Annotated in this window: 17 protein-coding genes; 5 read left to right on the top strand and 12 right to left on the bottom strand. The window is 59.1% G+C overall.

Features of this window, described 5'->3' with window-relative positions; all coding sequences use genetic code 11:
- Window positions 1–139: 139 nt before the first annotated feature.
- From GXN74_RS05235 to GXN74_RS05205, 7 genes are all read right to left on the bottom strand, one after another.
- Window positions 140–1,318 carry a sugar ABC transporter permease gene (locus GXN74_RS05235; protein ID WP_162369879.1) on the bottom strand — a complete coding sequence of 393 codons (1,179 nt, stop codon included), beginning with the start codon at window positions 1,316–1,318 and terminating at the stop codon, window positions 140–142.
- Between the two features lie 12 nt (window positions 1,319–1,330).
- Window positions 1,331–2,848 (bottom strand): sugar ABC transporter ATP-binding protein, encoded by a 1,518-nt coding sequence (locus GXN74_RS05230; protein ID WP_162369878.1) that lies wholly within the window; start codon window positions 2,846–2,848, stop codon window positions 1,331–1,333.
- A 102-nt stretch (window positions 2,849–2,950) separates the two neighbouring features.
- Window positions 2,951–4,096 (bottom strand): sugar ABC transporter substrate-binding protein, encoded by a 1,146-nt coding sequence (locus tag GXN74_RS05225; RefSeq protein ID WP_162369877.1) that lies wholly within the window; start codon window positions 4,094–4,096, stop codon window positions 2,951–2,953.
- A 180-nt stretch (window positions 4,097–4,276) separates the two neighbouring features.
- A complete protein-coding gene (locus GXN74_RS05220) occupies window positions 4,277–5,314 on the bottom strand; it encodes a substrate-binding domain-containing protein (RefSeq protein WP_162369876.1) in 1,038 nt (345 codons plus the stop codon).
- Window positions 5,315–5,332: 18 nt separating this feature from the next.
- Complete coding sequence (locus GXN74_RS05215; RefSeq protein WP_162369875.1) at window positions 5,333–6,925, bottom strand: response regulator transcription factor; 1,593 nt, start codon at window positions 6,923–6,925, stop codon at window positions 5,333–5,335.
- Entirely contained in the window at window positions 6,900–8,417 is a 1,518-nt protein-coding gene (locus GXN74_RS05210) for a sensor histidine kinase (RefSeq protein WP_162369874.1), read from the bottom strand. The genes GXN74_RS05215 and GXN74_RS05210 overlap by 26 nt, the downstream gene beginning before the upstream one ends.
- A complete protein-coding gene (locus GXN74_RS05205) occupies window positions 8,401–9,429 on the bottom strand; it encodes a sugar ABC transporter substrate-binding protein (protein WP_162369873.1) in 1,029 nt (342 codons plus the stop codon). Before GXN74_RS05205 ends, GXN74_RS05210 begins: the two co-directional genes overlap by 17 nt.
- 162 nt (window positions 9,430–9,591) lie before the next feature.
- Here GXN74_RS05205 and mgtE point away from each other — a divergent pair, with 162 nt between their 5' ends.
- The gene (gene mgtE / locus GXN74_RS05200; RefSeq protein ID WP_162369872.1) at window positions 9,592–10,926 is read left to right on the top strand and encodes a magnesium transporter; all 1,335 of its coding nucleotides are present in this window, start codon (window positions 9,592–9,594) and stop codon (window positions 10,924–10,926) included.
- Here mgtE and GXN74_RS05195 read toward each other — a convergent pair.
- The 3 genes from GXN74_RS05195 to GXN74_RS05185 are packed head-to-tail and all read right to left on the bottom strand — an operon-like array spanning window position 10,923 to window position 16,176.
- Complete coding sequence (locus tag GXN74_RS05195; protein ID WP_162369871.1) at window positions 10,923–14,090, bottom strand: alpha-amylase family glycosyl hydrolase; 3,168 nt, start codon at window positions 14,088–14,090, stop codon at window positions 10,923–10,925. The genes mgtE and GXN74_RS05195 overlap by 4 nt on opposite strands.
- Before the next feature lie 35 nt (window positions 14,091–14,125).
- A complete protein-coding gene (locus GXN74_RS05190) occupies window positions 14,126–15,481 on the bottom strand; it encodes a sensor histidine kinase (RefSeq protein ID WP_162369870.1) in 1,356 nt (451 codons plus the stop codon).
- A complete protein-coding gene (locus GXN74_RS05185; protein ID WP_162369869.1) occupies window positions 15,478–16,176 on the bottom strand; it encodes a response regulator in 699 nt (232 codons plus the stop codon). The genes GXN74_RS05190 and GXN74_RS05185 overlap by 4 nt, the downstream gene beginning before the upstream one ends.
- Window positions 16,177–16,461: 285 nt before the next feature.
- On the opposite strand from GXN74_RS05185, the gene GXN74_RS05180 reads away from it, so the two are divergent.
- From GXN74_RS05180 to GXN74_RS05165, 4 genes are all read left to right on the top strand, one after another.
- Window positions 16,462–18,195: a sensor histidine kinase gene (locus GXN74_RS05180; protein WP_162369868.1), complete on the top strand. Its 1,734-nt coding sequence runs from the start codon at window positions 16,462–16,464 to the stop codon at window positions 18,193–18,195.
- A complete protein-coding gene (locus GXN74_RS05175) occupies window positions 18,180–18,947 on the top strand; it encodes a LytR/AlgR family response regulator transcription factor (protein ID WP_162369867.1) in 768 nt (255 codons plus the stop codon). The genes GXN74_RS05180 and GXN74_RS05175 overlap by 16 nt, the downstream gene beginning before the upstream one ends.
- A gap of 153 nt (window positions 18,948–19,100) precedes the next feature.
- The gene (locus GXN74_RS05170) at window positions 19,101–20,507 is read left to right on the top strand and encodes a carbon starvation CstA family protein (RefSeq protein ID WP_162369866.1); all 1,407 of its coding nucleotides are present in this window, start codon (window positions 19,101–19,103) and stop codon (window positions 20,505–20,507) included.
- Between the two features lie 132 nt (window positions 20,508–20,639).
- Window positions 20,640–21,095 (top strand): MarR family winged helix-turn-helix transcriptional regulator, encoded by a 456-nt coding sequence (locus GXN74_RS05165; protein WP_162369865.1) that lies wholly within the window; start codon window positions 20,640–20,642, stop codon window positions 21,093–21,095.
- Window positions 21,096–21,143: 48 nt separating this feature from the next.
- Here GXN74_RS05165 and GXN74_RS05160 read toward each other — a convergent pair whose 3' ends face one another.
- Both GXN74_RS05160 and GXN74_RS05155 read right to left on the bottom strand, forming a co-directional pair.
- Window positions 21,144–22,652 carry a carbohydrate-binding domain-containing protein gene (locus GXN74_RS05160; protein WP_162369864.1) on the bottom strand — a complete coding sequence of 503 codons (1,509 nt, stop codon included), beginning with the start codon at window positions 22,650–22,652 and terminating at the stop codon, window positions 21,144–21,146.
- 25 nt (window positions 22,653–22,677) lie between these two features.
- A complete protein-coding gene (locus GXN74_RS05155) occupies window positions 22,678–23,349 on the bottom strand; it encodes a DUF4956 domain-containing protein (protein ID WP_162369863.1) in 672 nt (223 codons plus the stop codon).
- Window positions 23,350–23,362: the final 13 nt, after the last annotated feature.

The following is a 23,362-nucleotide window of genomic DNA, read 5'->3' as shown; positions in this document are numbered from 1 at the left end:
TTCCTCCTTGACATAGAAGTTTATGAATATAGTATAACGCACACATCGACGGTTATCAATATGTTTTTTATTTAACAATAATTTTACCCAAAGCGAAAGGGACAACCCTTCCGGATTGTCCCTTTCGCTTTCATGTCTCCTAGGCGCTTTTCGCCCGCATGTTTCTCGTTTTCACGTCGAAGACGACCGCTGCAGCCAGAACCAGGCCGCGGATGATGTACTGGTAGGACACGCCCACGTTCATCAGGTCCATGCCCTTGCTGAGGGATGCCATGACCAGGGCGCCGATGATGGATCCTGTCACTTTACCCACGCCACCGGATGCGGAGGTGCCGCCCACGAAGGCTCCAGCGATGGCATCCAGCTCGAATCCCATGCCTGCGGTGGGGGTTGCCGACTGTAGCCTGGCGGTGAACAGAAGGCCGGAAAGTCCTGCCAGCATGCCCATGGAACCGAAGACCACCAGGGTGATGAACTTCACGCTGATGCCGGACAGCTCCGCCGCTTCCGGGTTGCCTCCCACCGCATAGATGTGCCTGCCAAGGGTGGTGTTCTTGGTCACGAAGTTGTAGACGACCACGACCACCCCAACGATGACCGCCGTATAGGAGAACCCCTTGAAGCTGGCCAGCTTCCATACGAAGTACATGACCACGACAGCCACGAACGCCAGCTTCGCCAGGAATGCCGGCAGGGCGCTCACGAACAGGCCGAACTCCTGCTGCTTCCTGCGGTTCTTGACCTCCAGGACGAAGTAAAGGGCGATGGCCACCATACCCAACAGGAGGCTTGTCAGATGAAGGCCCTGTCCCTGGAAGATGTCTGGAATATAGCCGTTGCCGATGGCGTTGAAGGCGTCGTTGTTGGTGAAAATGGTCTCGCTTTTGGTGATCTGGATCAGGAATCCCCTGAAGATGGTCATTGCGGCCAAAGTGGCCACAAAAGCAGGGATTTTAACATGGGCCACCAGGATGCCCGTCCACAGAAGACCAACGGTCGCTCCCAAAAGGAGCACCAGGACGATGATCAGCGGCAAGGGCATGTTGAACCTGGAACTCAGGATGGCCGCCACCGCCCCCAGGAAACCGGAAACATAGCCCACGGAGAGGTCGATGTGCCGGATGATGATGACCAGGGTGACCCCTACGGACAGCACGGCGATGTAGCCGGTCATGTCGATCAGGTCCGAAATCACCCGGGGGTTCATGAAAAGCCCGTCTGTCAAGGTCGTGAATATGAACATGATCAGGGCAAGGGCGATGTACATCCCGTAATCCCTAATGTTTTCTTTGATTGCACCAGTAATGTTCTTGAACATGTTTCTCTCCTCCTAAATGGTCGCCATTTCCATGATTTTTTCCTGCGTGGCGTTTTCGATCGCCAGTTCTCCCGTCATTCTGCCTTCCGCCATGACATAGACCCTGTCGCTCATGCCCAGTACTTCCGGAAGTTCGGAGGAGATCATGATTACGCTGAGTCCCTGTGCCACCAGCTTGTTCATGATGGTGTAGATTTCAAACTTGGCGCCTACATCGATGCCTCGGGTTGGTTCATCCAGGATCAGGATGTTGGGTTCCACGAACAGCCACTTCCCTATGGCCACCTTCTGCTGGTTTCCTCCGCTCAGGTTGCCCACCTTCTGTTCGATGGACGGAGTCTTGATGTTCAAGGAGGTCTTGTAGCCTTCTGCGACCTGTATTTCCATATTCCTGTCGATCACATGGTTCTTGGCGATTCCCGCCAGGTTGGCCATGGAGATGTTCTCCTTCACGTCCTGGATGAGGATCAGCCCGTTCCCCTTCCGGTCTTCGGACACATAGGCCAGTCCATGGTCGATGGCCTTCTTGGGGCTGGCGAGCTGGACCTTGCTCCCTTTGATGTAGATGTCCCCCTCGATCTGGTAGTTCCTGGAATTTCCGAAGATGCTGAGGGCGAACTCCGTCCTTCCGGCTCCCATGAGTCCAGCAATCCCTACGATTTCCCCCTTCCGGATGTTGAAGTCCACACCCTTGACGACCTTCCTGCCCAGCTTGTGGTCATAGGCGGACCAGTTCTTGACCTCCAGCTGCACTTCCCCGATCTGTTTCTTGTCCCTCTTGGGGAAAATGTCGTTGATTTCCCTGCCCACCATGTGCTTGATGATGTCCCGTTCGTTGATTTCCCCCTTGTCAGCATGCAGGGAGCAGATGGTCTGCCCGTCCCGCAGGACCGTCACCGTGTCCGCCACATGGATGACTTCCTTCAGCTTGTGGGAAATCATGATGCAGGTGACCCCCTGCTTCTTGAGGTCCAGCATCAGCTCCAGGAGGTTGTCGCTGTCGTCCTCGTTCAAGGCCGCCGTGGGCTCGTCCAGAATCATCAGCTTCACTTCCTTGCTGAGGGCCTTTGCGATTTCCACCAGCTGTTGCACCCCTACGCCCAGGTCGATGACCTTCGAGGCAGGATGCACGTTCAGCTTGACTTTCTTCAGCATCCTGTCCGCCTCGATCTTGGTGCTGTTCCAGTTCACCACGCCGTTCTTCTTGATTTCATGCCCCAGGAAAATGTTCTCGTAAACCGTCATGTCCGGCACCAGTGCCAGTTCCTGGTAGATGATGGCGATTCCCTTCTTTTCGCTGTCGGCGATCCTGCCGAACTTCTGCACCTCATCCTTGTACACGATGTCACCGGCGTATTCGCCGTAGGGATACACCCCGCTCAAGACTTTCATCAACGTGGACTTCCCGGCTCCGTTTTCCCCAACCAAGCAATGAATCTCTCCTTCCTTGACCTGGAAATTCACATTGCTCAAGGCCTTGACACCGGGGAATTCTTTAGTGATGTTCCTCATTTCCAATATATTGCCCATACTGCCTGCTCCTATCCCATCTTGCTTTTTTCCTTTGATTTGATTGTGGCAGACCCCGTAAGGGTCCGCCACAATGGATGCATCCTGCTTGCCGTATGTCTTTTAGAGTCCTGTGAACTCGGAGGCTTCGTAGTAGCCCGAACCGATGATGGTGTCCTGCACGTTGTCCTGGGTCACCGTGATGACTTTGATGTCTTTGGCTTTGACTTCCACCTTGCCGTTGTCATAGAGGCCGTTGGTTTCCACTTCCTTGCCTTCCAGGACATCGGTGGCCGTCTGGATGGCGCCAAGCACCAGGTCCCTTACGTCCTTCAGCACGGTCATGCTCTGTTTTCCGTCGATGACGTACTGGATGGAGGGAACTTCCGCATCCTGTCCGGTGATGAATATTTCGATGCCGCTTTCCTTGGCGAACTGGTCGTAGATGGCTCTGGACGTTCCGTCGTTGGGAGCCAGGATGTAGGTCTTGCCTTGGGGAGGCGCCGCCGTGATATGGGATTCCGATTTGGACTTGGCCACTTCCGGTTTCCAGTCTGTGGTCACCTGCTCGATGATCTGTCCCATCTCTTCTCTGGTGAGTGTGGCTTTGTCCTTCAGTTCAACCGCTTTTGTGGAGTTCTTTACGACAAAGGTTCCGTCCGCAATCTTGGGCTGCAGCACGTTCCAGGCGCCTTCGAAGAAGAGGAAGGCGTTGTTGTCCGTTGCCGCTCCAGCGTACAGGTACAGGTTGTTGCCTGTGGATCCGCTTTCCAGCTGGTCCACCAGGTATTGTCCCTGGGCTTCCCCTACGGAAACGGAGTTGAAGGTGATGTAGTAGTCCACTGCGTCGGTGTTGGTCACCAGACGGTCGTAGGAGATGACGGTGATCCCTTCCTCTTTGGCCGCTTCCACCGCAGCCGCAGCCGCTCCGCCGTCATGGGGCGTGATGATAAGGACTTTGATTCCCTTTGCGATCAAGGTTTCCACGTTTTGCTTTTCCCTGGCCGAATCGCCCTGGCTGAAGAGGATTTCCGCGCTGTAGCCGGTGCCTTCCAACGCTGCCTTGAACCGGGCTTCATCCTGTACCCAACGGGGCTCTTCTTTTGTGGGAAGGACGATGCCGATGGCCAACCCGCTACCCCCTGCAGGCTGCTCCGTTCCGCTTCCCGTATCTGTGGATCCCGAAGTGCCTGTATCCTTGCTGCCGCAACCGGCGAACAAGCTGAGGGACAAGGAAAGGACCAATGCCGCTGTTAACAATCTTTTCATAACCATACCTCCATTGCATATTCTCTGTTTGTACTGCTGCAACTTCAGTATACTGAAAACGGCCTGATCCTTCCATAGTCCGCATCCGCGGTCTTCTTCACTTTTTTATCCATCCAGGGGCCTGCCTTCCAGGCCGATAGCACTTTTTTAAGCAGGTCGTTCCTTAAGATTGTCCTGCTCCTACTGCCGGTAGATGTCCTCCTCCCGGTGGAAGCCGTCGGCGATGACGGTTTCCCGCATGTTCTCCTTTGTCACCAGGACCACATCCAGCTTCACATAGGGGACTTCCTTCCTGCCGTTGAAGATCGTCTCCTCCTGTGGGGCGGCGCCACCCCTTGCCAGGTCCACCGCCAGAAGCGCGGCCCTCTCCGCCAGGGCTGGAATGGGTTTGTAGACGGTGGCCAGCTGGGTGCCTTCCACAATCCTCTGGCATGCGGACACGTCCGCATCGTGTCCCACCACAGGCACCTTCCCCGCCATGCCCCGTTCCGCCAGGGCGCGGATGGCGGCCTCCGCCAGCCTGTCGTTGGCGCCGACCACGCCATGGATGGAAAGGCCTGCATCCAGCAGGCCCGACACAAGGGCATAGGCATGCTCTTCCCTCCAGTCCCTGGCCCAGGTCTCCCCGATGATCCGGAGGCTGCCCCGATCCACCAGGGGCTGGAGGACTTCCATGTACCCTTGCCGGAACAGGTTCGTGTTGTTGTCCTCCGGCGAACCGTTGGCCACGGCAATGTTCCCCTCCGGAACCGCCGCCACCAACGCCTGAGCCATCAGTCGGCCCACCTTCACCTGGTCGAAGGAGACATAGGCGTCCAAGTCCGCATTGTTCACCAGCCGGTCGTAGGCGACGACTTTGATTCCCGCCTTTTTCGCGTCGTTCACGGCCTCCGCGACACCGTCCTTGTCGTAGGGGATCACCACAATCACATCCACCTTCTGCCGGACCAGCGTCCGGATCTGTGCCACCTGGACCTCGTTGTCCTCATTGGCGTTGTGGACGATCACGGAGGCTCCCAGGTCGGTCGCCTTCTGGAGGAAAATCTCTTGGTCCCGCTGCCACCGCTCGATCACCTGGCTGTCCGCGGAAAGGCCGATCAGGATTTTGCCGTCGTCCCTGCCGCTTCCGGATTCCGGAAACAAAAGGACCGCCAGGGGGACCAGCAGCACCAGCGCTGCCGCTCCTATCTTGTAAAGATGCCTTCTTCTTTTTTCCACTGTCCCTTACCCCTTTGGTCACTTGTAGTCCGTTGGCGAAACACCCACCAGTTTCTTGAACAGGCGGCTGAAGTAGTTCGGGTCGTTGTATCCGATCCGGTAGCAGATTTCCTTGACGGAATACTGCTGGGACCGGAGCATGTCCTTGGCCACGTCGATCCGGATCTTGCGCACATATTCCACATAGCTGAGTCCGATCTCTTCCTTGAAGATCTTGCTGAAATACTGGGGGCTTACGCTGACCCGCTTGGATACCTCCTGGAGGCTCAGGTCCTGGTTGTAGTGGGCGTCTATGAATTCCTTTGCCTCCAGGACCACTTTGGACACATGCTGGTGCTTGCTCCCCTGTACCATACCTGCAATCTTTCGGATCTTCTGCAGGCACCAGTTCTCCAGCTCCACCAGGCTTTCCAGCCGCTTGAACTCCCCCAGATAGGTGGAGTAGCCCACGTCCGCTTCCTGCAGATTGTGCCTGTAGGACAAGCCCAGGGCCATCACCATCAGCTCCAGCAGGATGTTCTGCACGTCCACACTGGATCCCTTGAATTTCTTTTCCACCCGGTTGAAGAAATGCCTGGCCTGGCGCACCAGCTCTTCCTCGGGTGCCGTTTCCATCATCTGGATCAGCTCCACTTCGTCCGCCTTGATGTCCACGAAGCTGTACCCATCCTCCCGGTCCTCCCAGAAGGCGATGTCCCCGAAGTGCAGGATCTGCTCGTCGGACATCCGGTTGAGGGCATAGTTGGCCTCCTCCAGGGAGTTCTTTATCTTCTCCAGCGGATGGCAGCCGCCGATACCCACATAGACGTTGGTGTCCGCGACCTCCTGGATTTTCTGGTGGAGGGCTTCCCCCAGCTCCATGGCGGACAGCCGCTGTTCGTATTCATTTTCACATCTGTCCTCGTAGACCAGTACCGTCATGCGGTTGATGATCATGGGACCAACGATGCATTTGCACTTGTACTTCAGGATGCTCTGGACCAGGGGATAGAAGGACTGGCTTTTCACTCCGGTGCCGATCCGGTTCCGAAGCTTTCCGTGGACCCCTTCCCCGAATTCGAAGACCAGGACGAACCCCGATTCCTTCTGGATTTCGAAGAGTTCCCTGTATTGGCCCAGCTCTTCCCGGTAGTCCTCCCCCAGCAGCAGGGAATAGATGAAGCCGTGTTCCAGCACGGGCAGGATCCTCTCCAGCTTTTCCCTGTTCTCCATCTCCTGGGTCCGCCGTTCCTGCTCCTCCTTGATCTCCCGGACGGCCTTCTGCAGCACTTCTGTCAGTTTGGCCGGATTCACCGGCTTAAGGATGTACTCCCTGACCCCCAATTCCACCGCCTGCTGGGCGTACTCGAATTGCTCGTAGGCGGATATGATGATGAACCGGATCTCCTGGTGTTGCTTCCGGATGGTCTCGATTGCTTCGATGCCGCTGATTCCGGGCATCTTGATGTCCATCAGGACCAGGTCGGGAACCAGGGTCCTGCAGGCTTCCACGGCCTCCCGTCCGGACCGGAGGGTCGCCACGATTTGGATGTCCTCGAACCTGTCTTCAATCAGGAACCTGAGCCCGTCCAGCACAATCTGTTCATCATCCACGATCATCAGTCTGATCATCCGTCCCACCTCCATTCCAGATTCCTCCGGAGGGGATTCGGATGGTGATGGAAAGCCCTCCCTCCTGCAGGTTTTCCATGAAAAAGACGTCCTTCGCATGGTAGAAGAGTTCCAGCCGGTCCCGGACGTTCCGCATGCCGATTCCGTGCCCGGATCCGGAGGGCTCCTTCCCGTTTTTCTCCATGACCTCCCTGATGGACTCCGGATCCATGCCTTTACCCGTATCCTCCACGGTGACCAGGGTGTCTTCCCCCTCCCTCCTCGTCCGCACGATGATTGTGCCTCCCTCCTCCAGGCCGCTCAGGCCGTGGATATAGGCGTTTTCCACCAAGGGCTGGAGGATCAGGGGAGGCACCTGCGCTTCCAGGCTCTTCGGGTCGATGTCGAAGTCGAAGCGGATCAAGTCGCCGAACCGAACTTTCAGCAAGTCATGGTAGTCCCGGATGTTGTCGACCTCCTCCTGCAGGGTGCAAACAGAATCCATCTTCTGGATGTTGTACCTGAAGAGCCTGGCCATGCTTTCCAGGAAGGCTCCCGTCCTGTCCGCCCGCTCCATGATGGACATCTGGACGCCGGCGTTGATGGTGTTGAAGAGGAAATGGGGATTGATCTGGGACTGGAGGGCATACAGCCTGGCGTTGTCCAGAAGATGCTCCATCTTCAGGTTCTTCAGCTGCTGGTCCTTCAGCTGGGCCTCCGTCTCCGCCTTCTCCTTGATCTGTACGATGTAGCGGCCGATGCTGTTCTTCATGTTGTTGAATGCGTCCGCCAGGATATGCAGCTCGTCCTCGGACTCCACCCGGATGTCCTCCGTGTCGAAATTCCCCCGGGCGATCTCTTCCGCGGCATGGGAGAGGTGGGTCAGGGGATTCACCATGCCCGACGTGATCAGGTAGACGATCAGCAGGGACAGCAGGACCGCCGTCGCTGTAATGCTGTAGGTTATATTCTGCAACAAACGGATCTGCTCCACCAAATCCAGGTAAGTCTTCGAATTCCTTCCCAACTGGATCCGGTTCAGGGAATCGACATAACCCACCACCATCCCCCTGATCCTGTCGCTGGTTTCATAGGCGGCGAAGTATTTCCCCACATTCCGCATCCGCTTGGCGCTGATGGCTTCTTCCGCATGCAGCAGGTATTCCTCCAGCAGATGATGTATGTTCTTGAGCATCATGTCCTCTGTATTGTAGATTTCTTCCGGCCAATCCACCATCTGTTCCTCCAGCCGGGCCTTGTTGATGTTGAACCGGTTGAGGCGGGTGGAGCTCTTCGAGCTCAGGAACCCCAGCAGGTCGGCATCCATGTCCGTCACCAGCTGTTGGATTTCCGACAGCTGGATATGCCTTTCGAACATGTTCTGGATCTGGTCCTTGTAACGGTCCAGGATTCCAAGGGTGTAGACCGTCAGGATGGTCATGAGAAGGATCACCGCCATCATGTAGGTGGTCATGTTCTGCTTGATGGACCGGAACCTATTGATTTTCCCCATTGGCATCCTCCATTTCCCTGATTTGGGCCTGAATGTTCTCCCCGTCCACCACCTGGATTTCCGTTGTGTAGTAGTTGTAGGTCTTGGGGTCTGTCTTCTGCTCGTAGTAGGCCAGTACGGCGTTCCAACCGATGGCGCTGTAGTCCGTCCGGATGGCGGCATCCACGATCCTACCCTTTTCGATGTACTCCAGGATCTCCTGGTCGTTGCCGAAACCCACCAGGGATACGCCACCCACCAGGTTCCTGTCCACAAGGAACTGGACCACGCCCAAGGTCGTCTGTCCGTCCGTACAGAAAATCCCGTTGATTTCCGGATTCTCCCGAAAAATCTCGGCCGCGGCGGTCTCCGCCCCCAGAACCCCTTTGTCCGAATACTTCACCAGGGAGAGACCGATTTGCGGGTTCTCCCGCAGGACATCCCGCAGACCCAGAAGCAGCGGATTTTCCGCCTCCGACCGGCTCCCCTGGCTCTTCTGCTCGATGACGGCCACCTTTCCCACACCTTCCATGGACCGGACCAGACTCTCCCCCGCAGCCTGCCCTACGCTGTAGCGGTTCACCCCCACATGGGCCGCCCTGCGGCTTTCCGGCATGTCCTCCAGCAGGGTGACCACAGGAATCCCTTCCTCCTGGAGCAGGGCGACCTTGTCCACCACGCTCTCCACCCGGATCCCGTGGAGCAGCACGCCGTCCACCTTGGCGAAAAGGGCCCGCTCCAGGGCGGAAACCGCTTCGGCCTCATAGTTTCCTCCGTCCAGCTGCATGACTTCCACCGCCACCCTGTACTCCGCCGCTGCCGCCTCCAGCCCCTGGAAGAACTCCTCCCCATAGGCCTGGTTCTCGTCATCCAGCAGGACCAGCACATGATGCTCCGCCTTCTCCCTGGAATCCCAAAAGGATTCCCCTCCCGCCTGGGAAATCCTGTTGGACAGGTGCAAACCCGCTCCCAGGGATACCAGCAGCACCAGGGAAAGAAAAACAGCCACCCCTACAATGATTCTCTTTCGCATCCCTTGCCTCCTCCCCCTTGCGTTTTCCTTCATTGTACATGGGATTGGAACCATGTGGAAGGGGTTGGAAGGAAAATTGTGTTTTTTTCCCTTTCCATGTCTGCTATACTAAAAGCGGAAACAGAGGCGTTTCCACCCGACAATCCGACCGTGGAGGTTTTCATGCATAGACGTTTATTGGAGCTTATCGAGAATGGAAATTACAATGAAGCGCGGCAGATGCTCCTGGATCTGAACGTAGTCGACATCGCACAACTCCTGGAGGAAATCAAGGGGGAAAAACTGGTGGTCGTCTTCCGCCTCCTTCCCAAGGAACTGGTGGCGGACATCTTCTCCTACATGCCCCAGGAGCAGAAGCAGTACCTGATTGAAACCATCACGGACCAGGAAGTCACCCGCATCATGGAGGACCTTTTCCTGGACGATACGGTGGACATGCTGGAGGAGCTTCCCGCCAATATGGTCAAGAAAATCCTGAAGAATACCGACGACGACCGTAGGCGTCTGATCAACCGCTTCCTCCAGTATCCGGAGAATTCCGCAGGCAGTATCATGACCATCGAGTATGTGGACCTGAAAGAGGAGATGAGCGTCGCCCAGGCTCTGGCCTACATCCGAAGGACCGGTGTGGACAAGGAGACCATCAACAACTGCTACGTCATGGACAAGAACCGGAAGCTGGTGGGCATCGTCTCCCTCCGCCGCCTGATCCTGGCCGGAGAGGCCACCCCGATCCGGAACGTCATGGAGAAAAAGATCGTCCATATCGACACTTCCATGGACCAGGAGGAGATTGCCCATCTCTTCCGGAAATACGACCTGACCACCATGCCTGTTGTGGACAAGGAAAAGAGGCTGGTGGGCATCATCACCATCGACGACATCGTGGACATCATCGAGCAGGAAAACACCGAGGACTTCCAGAAGATGGCAGCCATGGAACCCTCCGACGAGGCCTACCTGAAGACCAGCTCCTTTGTCCTGGCAAGGCACCGGATCGTCTGGCTGCTGGTCCTGATGGTTTCCGCCACCCTGACCGGCTCCATCATCCGCAGCTTCGAGGAGGTCCTCCAGTCGGTGGTCATCCTGGCCGCCTTCATCCCCCGGCTCATGGACACGGGCGGCAACGCCGGTTCCCAGTCCGCCACCCTGGTCATCCGCGGCCTCGCCCTGGAGGAGATCCGCCTGAAGGATGCCTTCAAGGTCATGGGAAAGGAACTGCGGGTCAGCCTTCTCGTGGGGGCGGCCCTTTCCTCCATAAATTTCCTGCTGATCCACTTCCTGGAGGGGACCGACATCCGGATCGCCTTCACCGTGGCGGTCAGCCTCTTCCTGACCGTGGTGTTGGCAAAGGTCCTGGGAGGGGCCCTTCCCATCATCGCCAAGAAGCTGCGGTTGGACCCTGCCATCATGGCGGGCCCCCTCATCACCACCGTTGTGGATGCGGTGGCCCTGCTGGCCTTCTTCAGCCTCTCCAAGGCCATCCTGGGACTCTAGCGGTCCATGTCCTCTCCTCCTTTTCCATCCCCTGGCCACACCAGGATCCCAAAGCCCCAGGGATCCAGGGAAATGGCCTTGCCGTCCACTTCCACCTCGTGTTTCCTGTCGGAAAGGTTGAACACGGCCGTCACCCGGTTGGAGCCTTTTGTCCTTTGGAATGCGAAAACATCCTTCCCGCTGCAGTCCAGGACCTCCATGTCCCCCCCGTATTGGCCGTTCCAAAGGGCCTGGTTCCCCCTTTTCAGCTGCAGCAACCCCTTGTAGAATTCCGCATGCTCGTAGTCCTTCCAGTCGATGGGGTCCTTCTCGAAGAAGGAAATCCGCTTGTCCAGACCCGACTCCTGTCCTCCGTAAATCAGGGGCATGCCCGGAAGGACCGCCGCCAGGGCCGCAAATGTTCTGAACCTGTCGCCGTACATTTCCAGGTCGGAGTCCTCCCAGGCGTTCTTGTCGTGGTTGCTGGTGAAGACCATCCGGTAGGCGTCTTCCGGATAAGCCGCCAAGGCCTTCTCCGTGTACGCCTTCAGGTCCAGGGCGGTCGCTTCCCCCTTGGCTATTTCCCCCATCCGGTCGTAGATTCCCCAATCGTAGGTCATGTCGAAGGCCTTCTCGTGAAGCTCCACCGTGGACCACTCAGCCAGCAGGAAGACCTTCTTGATTTCCTCCATTTTTTCCCGAGCCCTTTCCCAGAATCCGGTGGGCAGCAGACCGGCCACATCACACCGGTATCCGTCGATGTCCGTTTCCCGGATCCAGTACTGCAGCGCGTCCTCCATGGCGTCCCAGACCTCCGGATTCCCGTAGTCCAGACCCACCACGTCGGTCCAGTACTCCAGCTCCTTTCCATTGTCGTAGACATAGGAATGGATTTCCCCCTTATCATCCTTCAGGTACCATTCGGGATGCAGGGTGGTCCAGACATGGTCCCAGGCCGTATGGTTGGCCACCCAGTCCAGGAGGATCCGCATGCCCATGCCATGGGCCGCATCCACCAGCGCCTTGAATTCCTCCAGCGTCCCGAACTCCGGATTGCATGCCTTGTAGTCCATGACGGAATAGTTGCTGCCCAAGGTTCCCTTCCTGTTCTTCCTGCCGATGGGCTGGATGGGCATGAGCCACAGGATGTCCACGCCCATCTCCTTCAGCCTGGGCAGGTGTTCCTGGAAGGCCCGGAAGGTTCCCTCCGGGGTGTATTGCCGGATGTTCACTTCGTAGATGTTGGCGTTCCAGGTCCAGTGGGCGTGCTCGAATCTTGGCTTGTCCTTGACCCAGCGCAGCAGCCGGCTGCCCCCGGCGGGAAGATGCAGGTGCAGGGTTTCGCCGGAAGGGTCCCAAGCCATGTCCACCGGCTTGCCCAGGACTTCAGACCAGGTCCAGCCGTCGTCCACACCGATGTCCCCCAGGGGGATGGCTGCAGTTTGGGCTTCCGCCTCCATGGAGGCCGCCAGCACCAGGGCTTCCGTGGGTGTGAACCGGGCCCATACCACCGTCCTCCCCCGGGCCAGCAGGAATTTGAATCCGCCCTCGTGGAGGCAGGGGTTTTCCCGCTTCAGCCTTGCCAATGTCCTGTAAAGACGGACGGTTTCCTTGTTCCATTTCTCCGGATTCCACTCCATGGGATGGCGGCATCCCTCCACGGTTTCCATTCCGCCGGAAAGGCCCACCTCGTCCCCGTAGTAGACGCTGGGCACCCCCGGAAGGGTGAAGAGCATCTGGACGGCGATGGCGACGGCGCCGGGGGCGATTTCCGGATTGTTGTGCAACCTGGGGGTGTCATGGCTGTCCAGCAGGTTGAACTGGTTCAGGGCAAGCTGGTGGGGCATCCTCCCGAAGTGCTGGAGGATCCTCTTCCGCAGCTGCTCCGCCCCCATGGGGGCCTTCACCTCCCGCAGGTCCGGATCCCGGCCGATGAACAGGTCCTGTTCCCCCACGAACTGGCGGATGGGACGGGCGCAGCCGAAGTAGTTCATGGGGCTGTCCCACATGTCCCCCTGGAGGTATTCCGCGCAGTCCATCCATTGTTCCGCCAGCACATAGGCCTGGGGGGCCACCCCCTTGATGTGGGTGAAAATCTCCCGCCAGACTTCCTGGGACAGGTCGATGGCGTCGTTCCGCGCCATGTCGTTGGCCACGTCGAAGCGCCAGCCGTCGATGGCGTAGGGCGGCTTCAGCCACTTCTTCACCATAGAGTCCTCCCTCCGGTACAGGATGTCCCGGAGCCTTCCGGAGGTGTAGTTCAGGGTGGGCAGGGTTTCCACCCCATACCATTTGTGGTAGTCGTTATCCTCCAGGAAGAAGTAGTAATCCCTCTCCGGGGCTCCGGGATTCTGGAAGGCGCCCACCTCCGGAGGGAAGAAGACGTTCTCCTTGTTGAACCATTTGTGGGCGGTGCCGGTGTGGTTGATGGAAACATCCACCACCACCTTCATCCCCTCCCGCCGGAGGGCACCGGTGAGGGAAGACAGGGCAGTGTCCCCTCCCAGATGGGGATCCACCCGGAAGTAGTCCAGGCAGTCGTACCGATGGGAGGTGGCGGAATGGAAGATGGGGTTGAGGTAGAGGGCGTTGAAGCCCATCTCCTGAAAATAGGGGATCTTCTGCTCCACCCCTTCCAGGTCCCCTCCGTAGAAGTCCAGGCAGAAGACATCCTGGTACTCCCTAGGCGGCTCGTTCCAGTCCATCTTCACGGTGGGGTGTCCGTCGAAGGTGTATTCCCCGTCCCGGACGTCGTTCTCCGGATTCCCGTTGCAGAACCGGTCCGGAAAAATCTGGTAGAACACGGAGCTGCGGACCCAGTCGGGCCCCTGGTATCCCGCCACCAGCTTGAAGTCCCCGTCTTCCGTGGGCATGGTGTCGGATAGCTCCAGCTGGTTGTAGAAGAGGATCTCCCTTTCCGTGTAAATGTAGAAGTGGTAGCGGATCCGGGGCTGGTTCATGGGGATGGAAAGGCGAAAGACCAGCCATTTCCCACCCTCCTCCAAGCGCTCCATGGACTGCAGGGATTCGCTTCCGTTCAGCACCCTGCGCAGCTTCACGCCCTTCACCTCCTCGTTCTTCCGCATCCGCAGACGGATCTCCACCAGTTCCCCCAGCCTGGGGGCCTGGGGACGCACAAAATAGGAGGAGCCGTCGGAATACACGCTTGCTTTCCAACCCATCATCCACACCTCTTTCCCGGTTGCCCGCGCAACCGATTTCATTGATTTGATTTGTGGCGCAACGCGAACCGGGTTCCTCCGGTGCCGCCCGGACCCGCCTCCACCTCCAGACCATGGGCGTCCGCAATCTTGCGCACGATGGCCAAACCGATGCCTGCACCGCCGGTCAGGCGGCTTCTGGAAGGGTCCACCCGGTAGAACCGGTCGAAGATGTAGGGCAGGTCCTTCTCCGGAATCCCGATGCCCGTGTCCTCCACCGTGAGGGTCCACGCCTGTTCCGTTCCTTCCAGCCGGACCCGGGCAAACCCTGCGTCCGTGTACTTGCAGCTGTTGGAAAGCAGGTTGTTCAGGACCTGGGCCATCCGGTCCGGATCCCCATGGAAGAACAGCCCCGGCCTGATTTCCTTCCGCAGCTCCAGCCCCTTGGATTCGTACATGGGGCCGAAGCGCTCCACGCTCTCCTCCACCAGGCCGGACAGGTCGAAGCGTGTCCGGTGGAGGGTGTAGAGCTCGTTCTCCACGATGGAAAGCTCGTTCAGGTCCTCCAGCAGCTTCGTCAGGCGCATGATTTCCCCGTCCAGGCGGGCGAACCGCTCGTGATCCACTTCCAGGACCCCGTCCATCATGGCCTCGATCTGGCTGCGCACCACCGCCAGGGGGCTCCGCATCTCGTGGGCGATGTCCGTGGTCATCCGTTTTCGGATCTCCTCCTGTTTTGCCAGCTGACGGGCCAGCTCCTGGATGGCCCCGGACAGGTTGTGCAGCTCCAGTGTGGAGTCCTCCGCAAGCTCCACCCCGCTGTAATCCCCCCTCCGGATCTTCTCTGTGGCCTGCTGGATGGCGGTGACGGGACGGGAAAGCTGTCTGGAAACCTTCCGCCCCGTCACCGCCACCACACCCAGCGCCAACAGGAAAACCCCCAGATACAGCAGGTTCATCCCGAGGATGAAGGACTGTTCCGTCACCGACAGGAACCACCCCTGGGTCCGTCCCACCTTGAGCACAAGACCTTCCAGGCCGGGGACCTTCAGGCTGTACTCCTTGTAGACAAGGACCGCCTGCTCCAGCCGGGCCGTACGGTTCCCCATCATGCCGTGCCCCCTTCCCTGGAGGGAGTCCAGCACCACCGCATCCTCAAGTTGCAGCTGCACATGCACGCCCAACTGGTTGGCCGCCTGCATCAGTCCGGATCGCTCCGTGTTCTCCAGACGTCCGTCGGCCATCACGGCCTCCACCGTCCGCACCAGCTCCAGGTCCTCCTCCTTCCTGCTCTCCCGGAGATAGCCTCCGAAGGCCCACAGCATGCCCGCGTTGCTCAGCAGCGCCACCAGCGCAAGGATCAGGACCGACAGCTTCAGCAGCTTCCTCCGGATCACCTCTTCCATGCTCCTCATAGGTCCCTCTCCCCCTTGAATTTGTAGCCCACCCCGTACACCGTAAGGATGTAAACGGGGGATTTGATGTCATCCTCGATCTTCTTCCGTAGGTTCTTCACGTACACGTCGATGGTCCTGTCATAGGCCAGGTAGTCGTAGCCGAAGGAAGATTCGATGAGCTGCTCCCGGGTGAAGGTCCGCTGCACGTTCTCCGCAAAGGTGGTCAGCAGCTGGTATTCGTTTCTGGTCAGGTCCAACACCTGCCCCGCTTTGCGGACCACCCGCTCCACCTTCTCGATCACCAGGTCCCCGTGGTTGAAGGAAAGCTCGTCCCGCTCCACGTAGGTTTCCGGGCCTGTCCTGCGGAGGATGGCCTTCACGCGCATGACCAGCTCCTTGGGGCTGAAGGGTTTGGTCAGATAGTCGTCCGCCCCCAACTCAAGCCCCCTGATCCGGTCCTCCTCCTCCTTCTTGGCCGTAAGCATAAGGATGGGGACATCGGACCGCTCCCGGATCCTCCTGCAGATTTCCTCCCCGGAAAGGTCCGGAAGCATCAGGTCCAGGACCACGAAGTCCGGACGGATCCCTTCGAACAGCCCCAGGGCCTCGTTGCCCGCCGTGGCCGTATAGACCTCGTACCCTTCCTTCCGCAGATAGGCCTGGACCACTTCCAGGATCCCAAATTCATCGTCGACCACCAGTATCTTCTTCACCCTGCATCCCTCCTGACCTTTTGGCGGGACGGTTTTTTACCGTCTTCCCCTGGCTTCAGTATAGCATGGGATCCATGAAAATCCTGTGAAAAATTTGCTTCCCTGCCTTTTTTTTGGATGGGACTCCAGGATGGAATGTGGTAGAATTGGTTTGTGGCGGTACTGCGAACCGACGGCATTCGTGCTTTGCACACATTGCCGTCAGGGAGGTCGGGGAACAAGCGGGCTTGCCCCCCGACCTCCCTGACGGCACACACTGCTTCTGTCCTGCGAAAGAGGTGTCCCATGCTTCTGGATCTTCTAGGTAGTCTTTTCAACAAACTGGGGGTGCTTGTCCTTGTGGCCTTCGTCCTGTCGCGCACGCGCTTCATGAAGGACTACCTCCTGAAGGACAAGCTGGAGCGACGCGACATCCTCCTTTTCTCCCTCATCTTCGGGGGCTTGGGCATCGTCGGGACCTATACGGGCGTCCAGGTGGACGATGCCATCGCCAACTCCCGTTCCATCGGGGTGGTGGTGGCGGGCCTGTTCGGGGGGCCTTGGGTGGGCACCCTGGCGGGGGTTCTGGCAGGGGTGCACCGGATGCTGCTGCCGGAGGGAAGGTTCACCGCCATCGCCTGCGGCATCTCCACCATCATCGGCGGCGTCATCGCCGGAAATGCCAAACGGGTCATCGACCGCCAGACGAACCGCTGGCTGTGGGGCGGCCTCCTGACCATCCTCATAGAGGCGATCCAGATGGGCATCATCCTGCTGATCGCCAGGCCCTTCGAATCCGCCCTCCACCTGGTCAAGCTCATCTTCCTGCCCATGAGCGTCATCAATTCCGCAGGGACGGCCGCCTTCATCCTGCTCATCGAGCAGATCCACGAGGAGAACGAGCGGGCGGCGGCCGTCAAGGCGCAGCTGGCCCTGAACATCGCCACCAAGACGCTCCCCATCCTGCGCAACGGACTCGACAAGGCCTCCGCCCAAGAGACTGCGGACATCATCCTGGCCTCCACCGGCGTCAGCGCCGTCTCCATCACCGACAGGACCCACATCCTGGCCCATGCGGGGGTGGGCAGCGACCACCATCGCCCCGACCAGCCGATCCACACGGAAATCACAAGGAAAGCCATCGAAACCGGCCAGGTCTTCGTGGCGCACAACCGGGAAGGCATCGAGTGCAGGAATCCCGGCTGCAGGCTCCAGTCCGCCATCGTCGTCCCCCTCCTGATGCGGGACCAGCTGATCGGGACCCTGAAGCTGTACCAGTCCCGGGCCAACGGCATATCCTCCTCCGAAACCGAGTTGGCGAAAGGCCTCGGCCACCTGTTTTCAACCCAGCTGGAACTGAGCCAGCTGACCCATCAAAGGGAACTTCTTGCCAGGACGGAGCTGAAGATGCTGCAGGCCCAGATCCATCCCCACTTCCTCTTCAACGCCCTGAATACGATCATCGCCTTCTGCCGCACGGATGCGCCCCGGGCCAGGGAACTGCTGACCAAACTGAGCTTCTACCTCCGGACCGGATTCAAGACAACGGAGGAGTTCGTCCCTTTCGAACAGGAACTCCAGCATGTGGACAGCTACCTGAGCATCGAGGAGGCGCGCTTCTCCGACCGTTTGAAGGTCTTCTATGAAATCGAAGACGACATCAAGTGCATGGTCCCGCCCCTCCTGCTGCAGCCCATTGTGGAAAACGCCCTGAAGCATGGCCTGAGCACCCTGCGGATGGATGGGGAGCTCCGGATTTCCGCCAAAAAAGAGGGGGACGAGGTCCTCATCCGAATTTCGGACAACGGCAAAGGCATGTCCCCGGAGCAAGTAAGGCGGCTGCTGGATCCGGACGGGGAGGCTCCGAAAGCCGCTGTGGCTGGGAACGGCGGCCATACGGGAATCGGCTTGCGGAACGTCCAGGCCAGGCTGCAGGGCATCTACCACACCGGCCTGACCATCGAATCGGAGGAGGGTGCCGGAACCAACATCAGCTTCCGCCTGCCCCTGAAAGGAGGATACCCATGGCCATCAAAGTGATGTTGGTCGACGACGAATTGCCGGCTTTGGAAGAGCTGGCGTACATGCTGGAGACCTACAGCGGACTGGAGGTCATCGGGAAGTGGACCAATCCCCTGAAGGCGCTGCAGCAGATCATCCTGGAGGAGCCGGATGCGGTGTTTCTAGATGTCAACATGCCGGAGATGGACGGCTTCCTGTTGGCGGAGCAGTTGCTGAAGCTGCGGCAGAAGCCCCTGGTGGTGTTCGTCACCGCCTACGACCAGTACGCCGTCAACGCGTTCGAGCTGAATGCGGTGGACTACGTCCTGAAACCCGTCATGGAGGACCGGCTGGCCAAGACCATCGGCAGGCTGACCGAACAGTACCGGCTCCGCAAGAAGGAGGAGGTTCCGGACCCCGCCCTGGAGAAGTTGCTGCGGTCCCACCGGTCCGCGCACCCCGTCCCCAAACTGCCCTTGTGGAAGGGCGACCGCATCCATCTGGTGAATCCGTCGAAAATCATCTGTTGTGTGGCCGGCGTAGGCGGCACGCTCATCCATACCGCCAAGGAGACCTACACCACCCAGGACACCCTCAGCCAGCTGGAGGCGGTCCTGGGCACCGCCAAATTCTTCCGCTGCCACCGCAGCTACCTGATTAATGTGGATGCGGTCGAAACGGTCATCCCCTGGTTCAACAACACCTACGCCGTCCGCATGCCCCAGGTGGACGAGGACATTCCCGTCAGCAGGCGGAACCTCAAGGCGTTCAAACAGATTTTCCACCTATGAAACCGTCTGCCTACCATTCACGTCCGAAAAGCATCCGCTCAGGATGCTTTTTTTGCATTTCAACCGGAAATAGGAACAAACCTTGCGCAATCGGATATAATGGTGCCAACAACCGGTTGGGGAACAACCGCAACGACCGAAGGAGGATACAAAATGATTTCATTCCTATTGTCCGTAACAGCGCTGGTATTGGGATATCTGGTCTATGGAAAGTTCGTGGAGCGCGTCTTTGGAGCCGACGCCGGCCGCAAGACCCCGGCCGCAAGATTGAACGACGGCGTGGACTACATGCCCCTGGACTGGAAGAAGGGCTTTCTGATCCAATTTCTCAACATCGCCGGCCTGGGCCCCATCTTCGGCGCCGTCGCCGGTGCCTACTGGGGTCCTGCCGCTTTCCTCTGGATCGTGCTGGGCTCGATCTTCGCCGGCGCCACCCATGACTACTTCGCCGGTATGCTTTCCGTCCGTCACGACGGCGAGACGATGGCTGAAATCGTGGGGAGGTACCTGGGCACATCCGCCAAAAACGCCATGCGCATCTTCTCCGTCATCCTTCTGGTCCTAGTGGGCGTCGTTTTCGTCACCGGTCCGGCCGGCATCCTGGAAAGCATGACCGGCATCAGCAAGTACATCTGGGTCGGAGGCATCGTCGTCTACTACATGCTGGCGACCATCCTGCCCATCGACAAGATCATCGGGAAGATCTATCCCATCTTTGGCGCTGCCCTGCTGGTCATGGGCGTCGGCATCATCGCCGGAATCATCCTCAATGGCTACACGATTCCTGAAATCCAGTTGGCCAATTTCCATCCGGGCGGCAAGGCGATCTTCCCCTACCTTTTCATCACCATCGCCTGCGGGGCCATCAGCGGATTCCATGCGACCCAGTCGCCCATCATGGCCCGGTGCCTGAAGGACGAGGCTGAAGGCCGCCGCATCTTCTACGGCGCCATGATCACGGAAGGCATCATCGCCCTGATCTGGGCTGCGGCAGCCATGGCCTTCTTCGGCGACACCAAAGCCCTGGCAGAAGCCGGCACAGCCGCCGTTGTCGTCAACACCATCTCCGTGGGCGTCCTGGGCACCTTCGGAGGCGCCCTGGCCCTCCTGGGTGTGGTGGCCTGTCCCATCACCTCGGGGGACACGGCCTTCAGAAGCGCCCGCCTGGCCATCGCCGACGCCATCCATCTGAAGCAGGGGAAGATCGCCAACCGCTTCTACATCGCCATCCCCCTGTTTGCCGTCGGCGTCGCCTTGACCTTCATGGACTTCGGCATCATCTGGAGGTACTTCGCCTGGTCCAACCAGACCCTGGCCACAATCATGCTCTGGGCCTCCGCATCCTATCTGGTCAAAAACGGCAAGCTTCATTTCATCACTTCTTTGCCCGCCTCCTTCATGACCATGGTCGTCGTGACCTACATCCTAGCCGCGCCGGAAGGCCTTAAACTGGCCGCCGGCATCGCGAACCCCATCGGCATCATCGCCGGCATCGCCGCCTTCGGCTGGTTCCTGGTCACCGCCGGCAGGACTGCAAAAGGCGTGTTGGAGACCACATGAACCCTCCCGATCAAAGAGCACCGGTGCAGCCGGTGCTCTTTTCGCGTACCCATTGACACACCCCATTTGATTGTATATAATTAAATCAAGCACTTTTACATCAGTCGGCAAATACGGAAAGAAGGATGCACCATGGACTACAACCCCTTGAAATTGGAAAACCAGATTTGCTTCCCTCTCTACGCCGCCTCCCGCAAGATCATCAAACTCTACACCCCCTTGCTGGAGCCCCTGGGAATCACATACACCCAGTACATCACCCTGTTGGCCCTCTGGGAACGGGACGGGGAAACCGTCAAGGCCCTGGGGGAAAGGCTTTTCCTGGATTCCGGCACCCTCACCCCCCTCCTGAAGAAGCTGGAAAGCCAGGGTCTGGTGGACCGCAGGCGAAGCCACGAGGACGAGCGCCAGGTCTTCATCCATCTGACGGAGAAGGGGAAGGCCCTTCGGGAGCTGGCGTTGGAGGTGCCGCATAAAATCGTCTCCTGCGTGGACATGTCCATGGAGGATGCCATGGAGCTCTACCGGCTCCTCTACCTTCTGCTGAAGGAGGAGGGGGAGTCCGGGGTCTGCAGCATCGAGCAATAAGGGAAATGGGAAGGGGAGGCCGCAAACGGCCTCCCCTTCCCATTTCCCTTATTGCTCCTGCTTCCCGGGACCCGGCTTTGCCTCTTCCGGCCGGACCCACTGTCCCCCCATGCCGCCTCTGCCGCCACCCATGCCTCCTTGGCCATAGGTGGAGACGGTTCCCGCTGCTACCAGGCTGGCGGTTTCCTGGCCGTCCACCAGGACCCTGTAGGTTCCTCCCTGGACGATTTCCGGGGTGGAGACCACCAGGGAACCGGATTCCCTGACGGTTTCCATGCCCGCCAGGACATTGCCCGCTTCATCCAGCACCTCCACCGTCGCCCCCTCCTTCTGGGTTCCCAGATAGAACAGCAGGGAATTCTGTGTGGAGGCTTCCGACGGTGCCTGGACCATGCCGGCGCTTCCCGCCGCCACCAGGACGCCCCCTTCCATGGTGAAGCTGCCGTTGTAGTCGATGGCTCCGTTGGCGTCCATCGCCGGCCCGTTGACCGTCACGCTTCCTCCCGTCATCAGGATGTCCCCGTTGGCGTCGATACCGTCCCCTTGTGCGTCCACCACAAGGGTTCCGCCACGGATTTCCAACCTGCTGCCGTCATTGGCGTCCATCCGGGGCCTGCCTGCGGCTGTGGTCAGGCCGGCTGTTGCGGATGGATCCGTTTCCTCCGCGTCCAGCGCCGTGTTGATTCCGTCATCCGCCGACCGGACGCGGATGTCGCCGGCGTTCACCACCACCAGGGCGCCCTCCAGTCCTTCCTGGCTTTCCTCCACCGCCAGGACGCCTCCGTCCACCACCAGGGCGCCGTCGGAATGGATGCCGTCGTCTCCCGCCGTGATGGCCAGGCTTCCCTCCTTCAGGGCGAAAAGGTCGTTCACGTTGATTCCGTCCTTCACCGCCGTGATTTCCAGGTCGGCGCCGGTCACCAGGACCGCGTCATCCCCTTCCACCCCATGCTTGTAGTTCCCCTGGACCGTCAGGCTACCGGTTCCGTTGATGGTCAGGTCGTCGTTGCTGAAGATGGCCCCGCCTGCGGTTTCCATCTCTTCCGTCTCTTCCGGCCTGGTCGTTCCGTCCTCCACCCGGTTCAAGGTCCCTTCCTCCAGGGTGAGGATGGCCTTCTCCGCGTTTTTCACGTAGATGGGGGCGTCGGACGCGCTTTTCAGTTCCGCACCGTTCAGGACGATCCGCACGGTGGCTGCGTCCTCCGCGTCAACCAGCAGCATGCCGTCCTCCATCACACCGGAAACCACGTAGGTGCCTCCGGCAACGATGACCGCCTGGCTGTCCCTCAGCTCGACGCCGCTGCCCTCCACTTCCCAGGACGTCCCCGTCCCGGCGATGGACGTTGCCGCTTCCGGACTCCAGCCGGACTCCAGGTCCTCCAGGCTGTAGCCCACCTGGGCCTCAAGGTTTGCCGCCGCCTTTATGACGGAGGCGCCTGAAGCGTACGCGGCGGCCACCTCCTGCTGGGGGGTTGCGGCTTCCTGCCCCTGGGCGCATCCCCCCAGCAACAGCAGGGCCATGGCCAGTCCCAAAAACCGTTTCTTGTATGGTTTCATTTTTCCATTCTCCTTTCAGCGCCTCCTATGCGGCGTATTCTCCATTGTAGCTGACCAGGGTGGTGTTCTTCACCCCATGCAGGCCGGACAGCTCGTTCATGAATCCCGTGTCTCCGTTTTTCAGCCGCACTTCATAGATCAGCTCGATTTCCCCTCCGCTGATGGTCTTGGACTTCAGCCTGCATTTGGGATAGCGTTTCCGCACCAGGTCTCCGGCCCGGACTTCCGCATGCTCCCCTTCCAGGTCCATCATGAGGATGTAGGGCATTTCCCGGACCTCCCTTGTCTGCAACAGGAGCAGCACCGTCCCGACGAGGAACGACCCTAGGAAGGCCAGGGGAAGCATCCCCGCTCCCAGGATGATGCCCGCACCGATGGCCCAGAACAGGAACACCAGGTCCAAGGGGTCCTTGATGGCCGTCCTGAACCGGACGATGGACAGGGCGCCCACCATGCCCAGGGACAGGATCACGTTGGTGGTCACCGCCAGGATCACGAAGGTGGTCAGCATGGTCAGCAGCACCAGGGAGGTGTTGAATGGCCTGGAGTACATGACCCCGGCGAAGGTCTTGCGGTATGTGAAGTAGATGAACATGCCCAGCAGGAGGGCTCCTCCCAGCGCCAGGGTTGCATCCAGCACGGAAAAGGAAGAGACCTTTTCCATAAAGTTGGATTTGAAGATGTCGTTGAATGTCATGGTGTTTCCCTCC

This window comes from Anaerotalea alkaliphila (assembly GCF_010179735.1).
Lineage (GTDB): Bacteria > Bacillota > Clostridia > Lachnospirales > Vallitaleaceae > Anaerotalea > Anaerotalea alkaliphila.
This window is presented reverse-complemented; position numbering and strand designations above follow the sequence as displayed.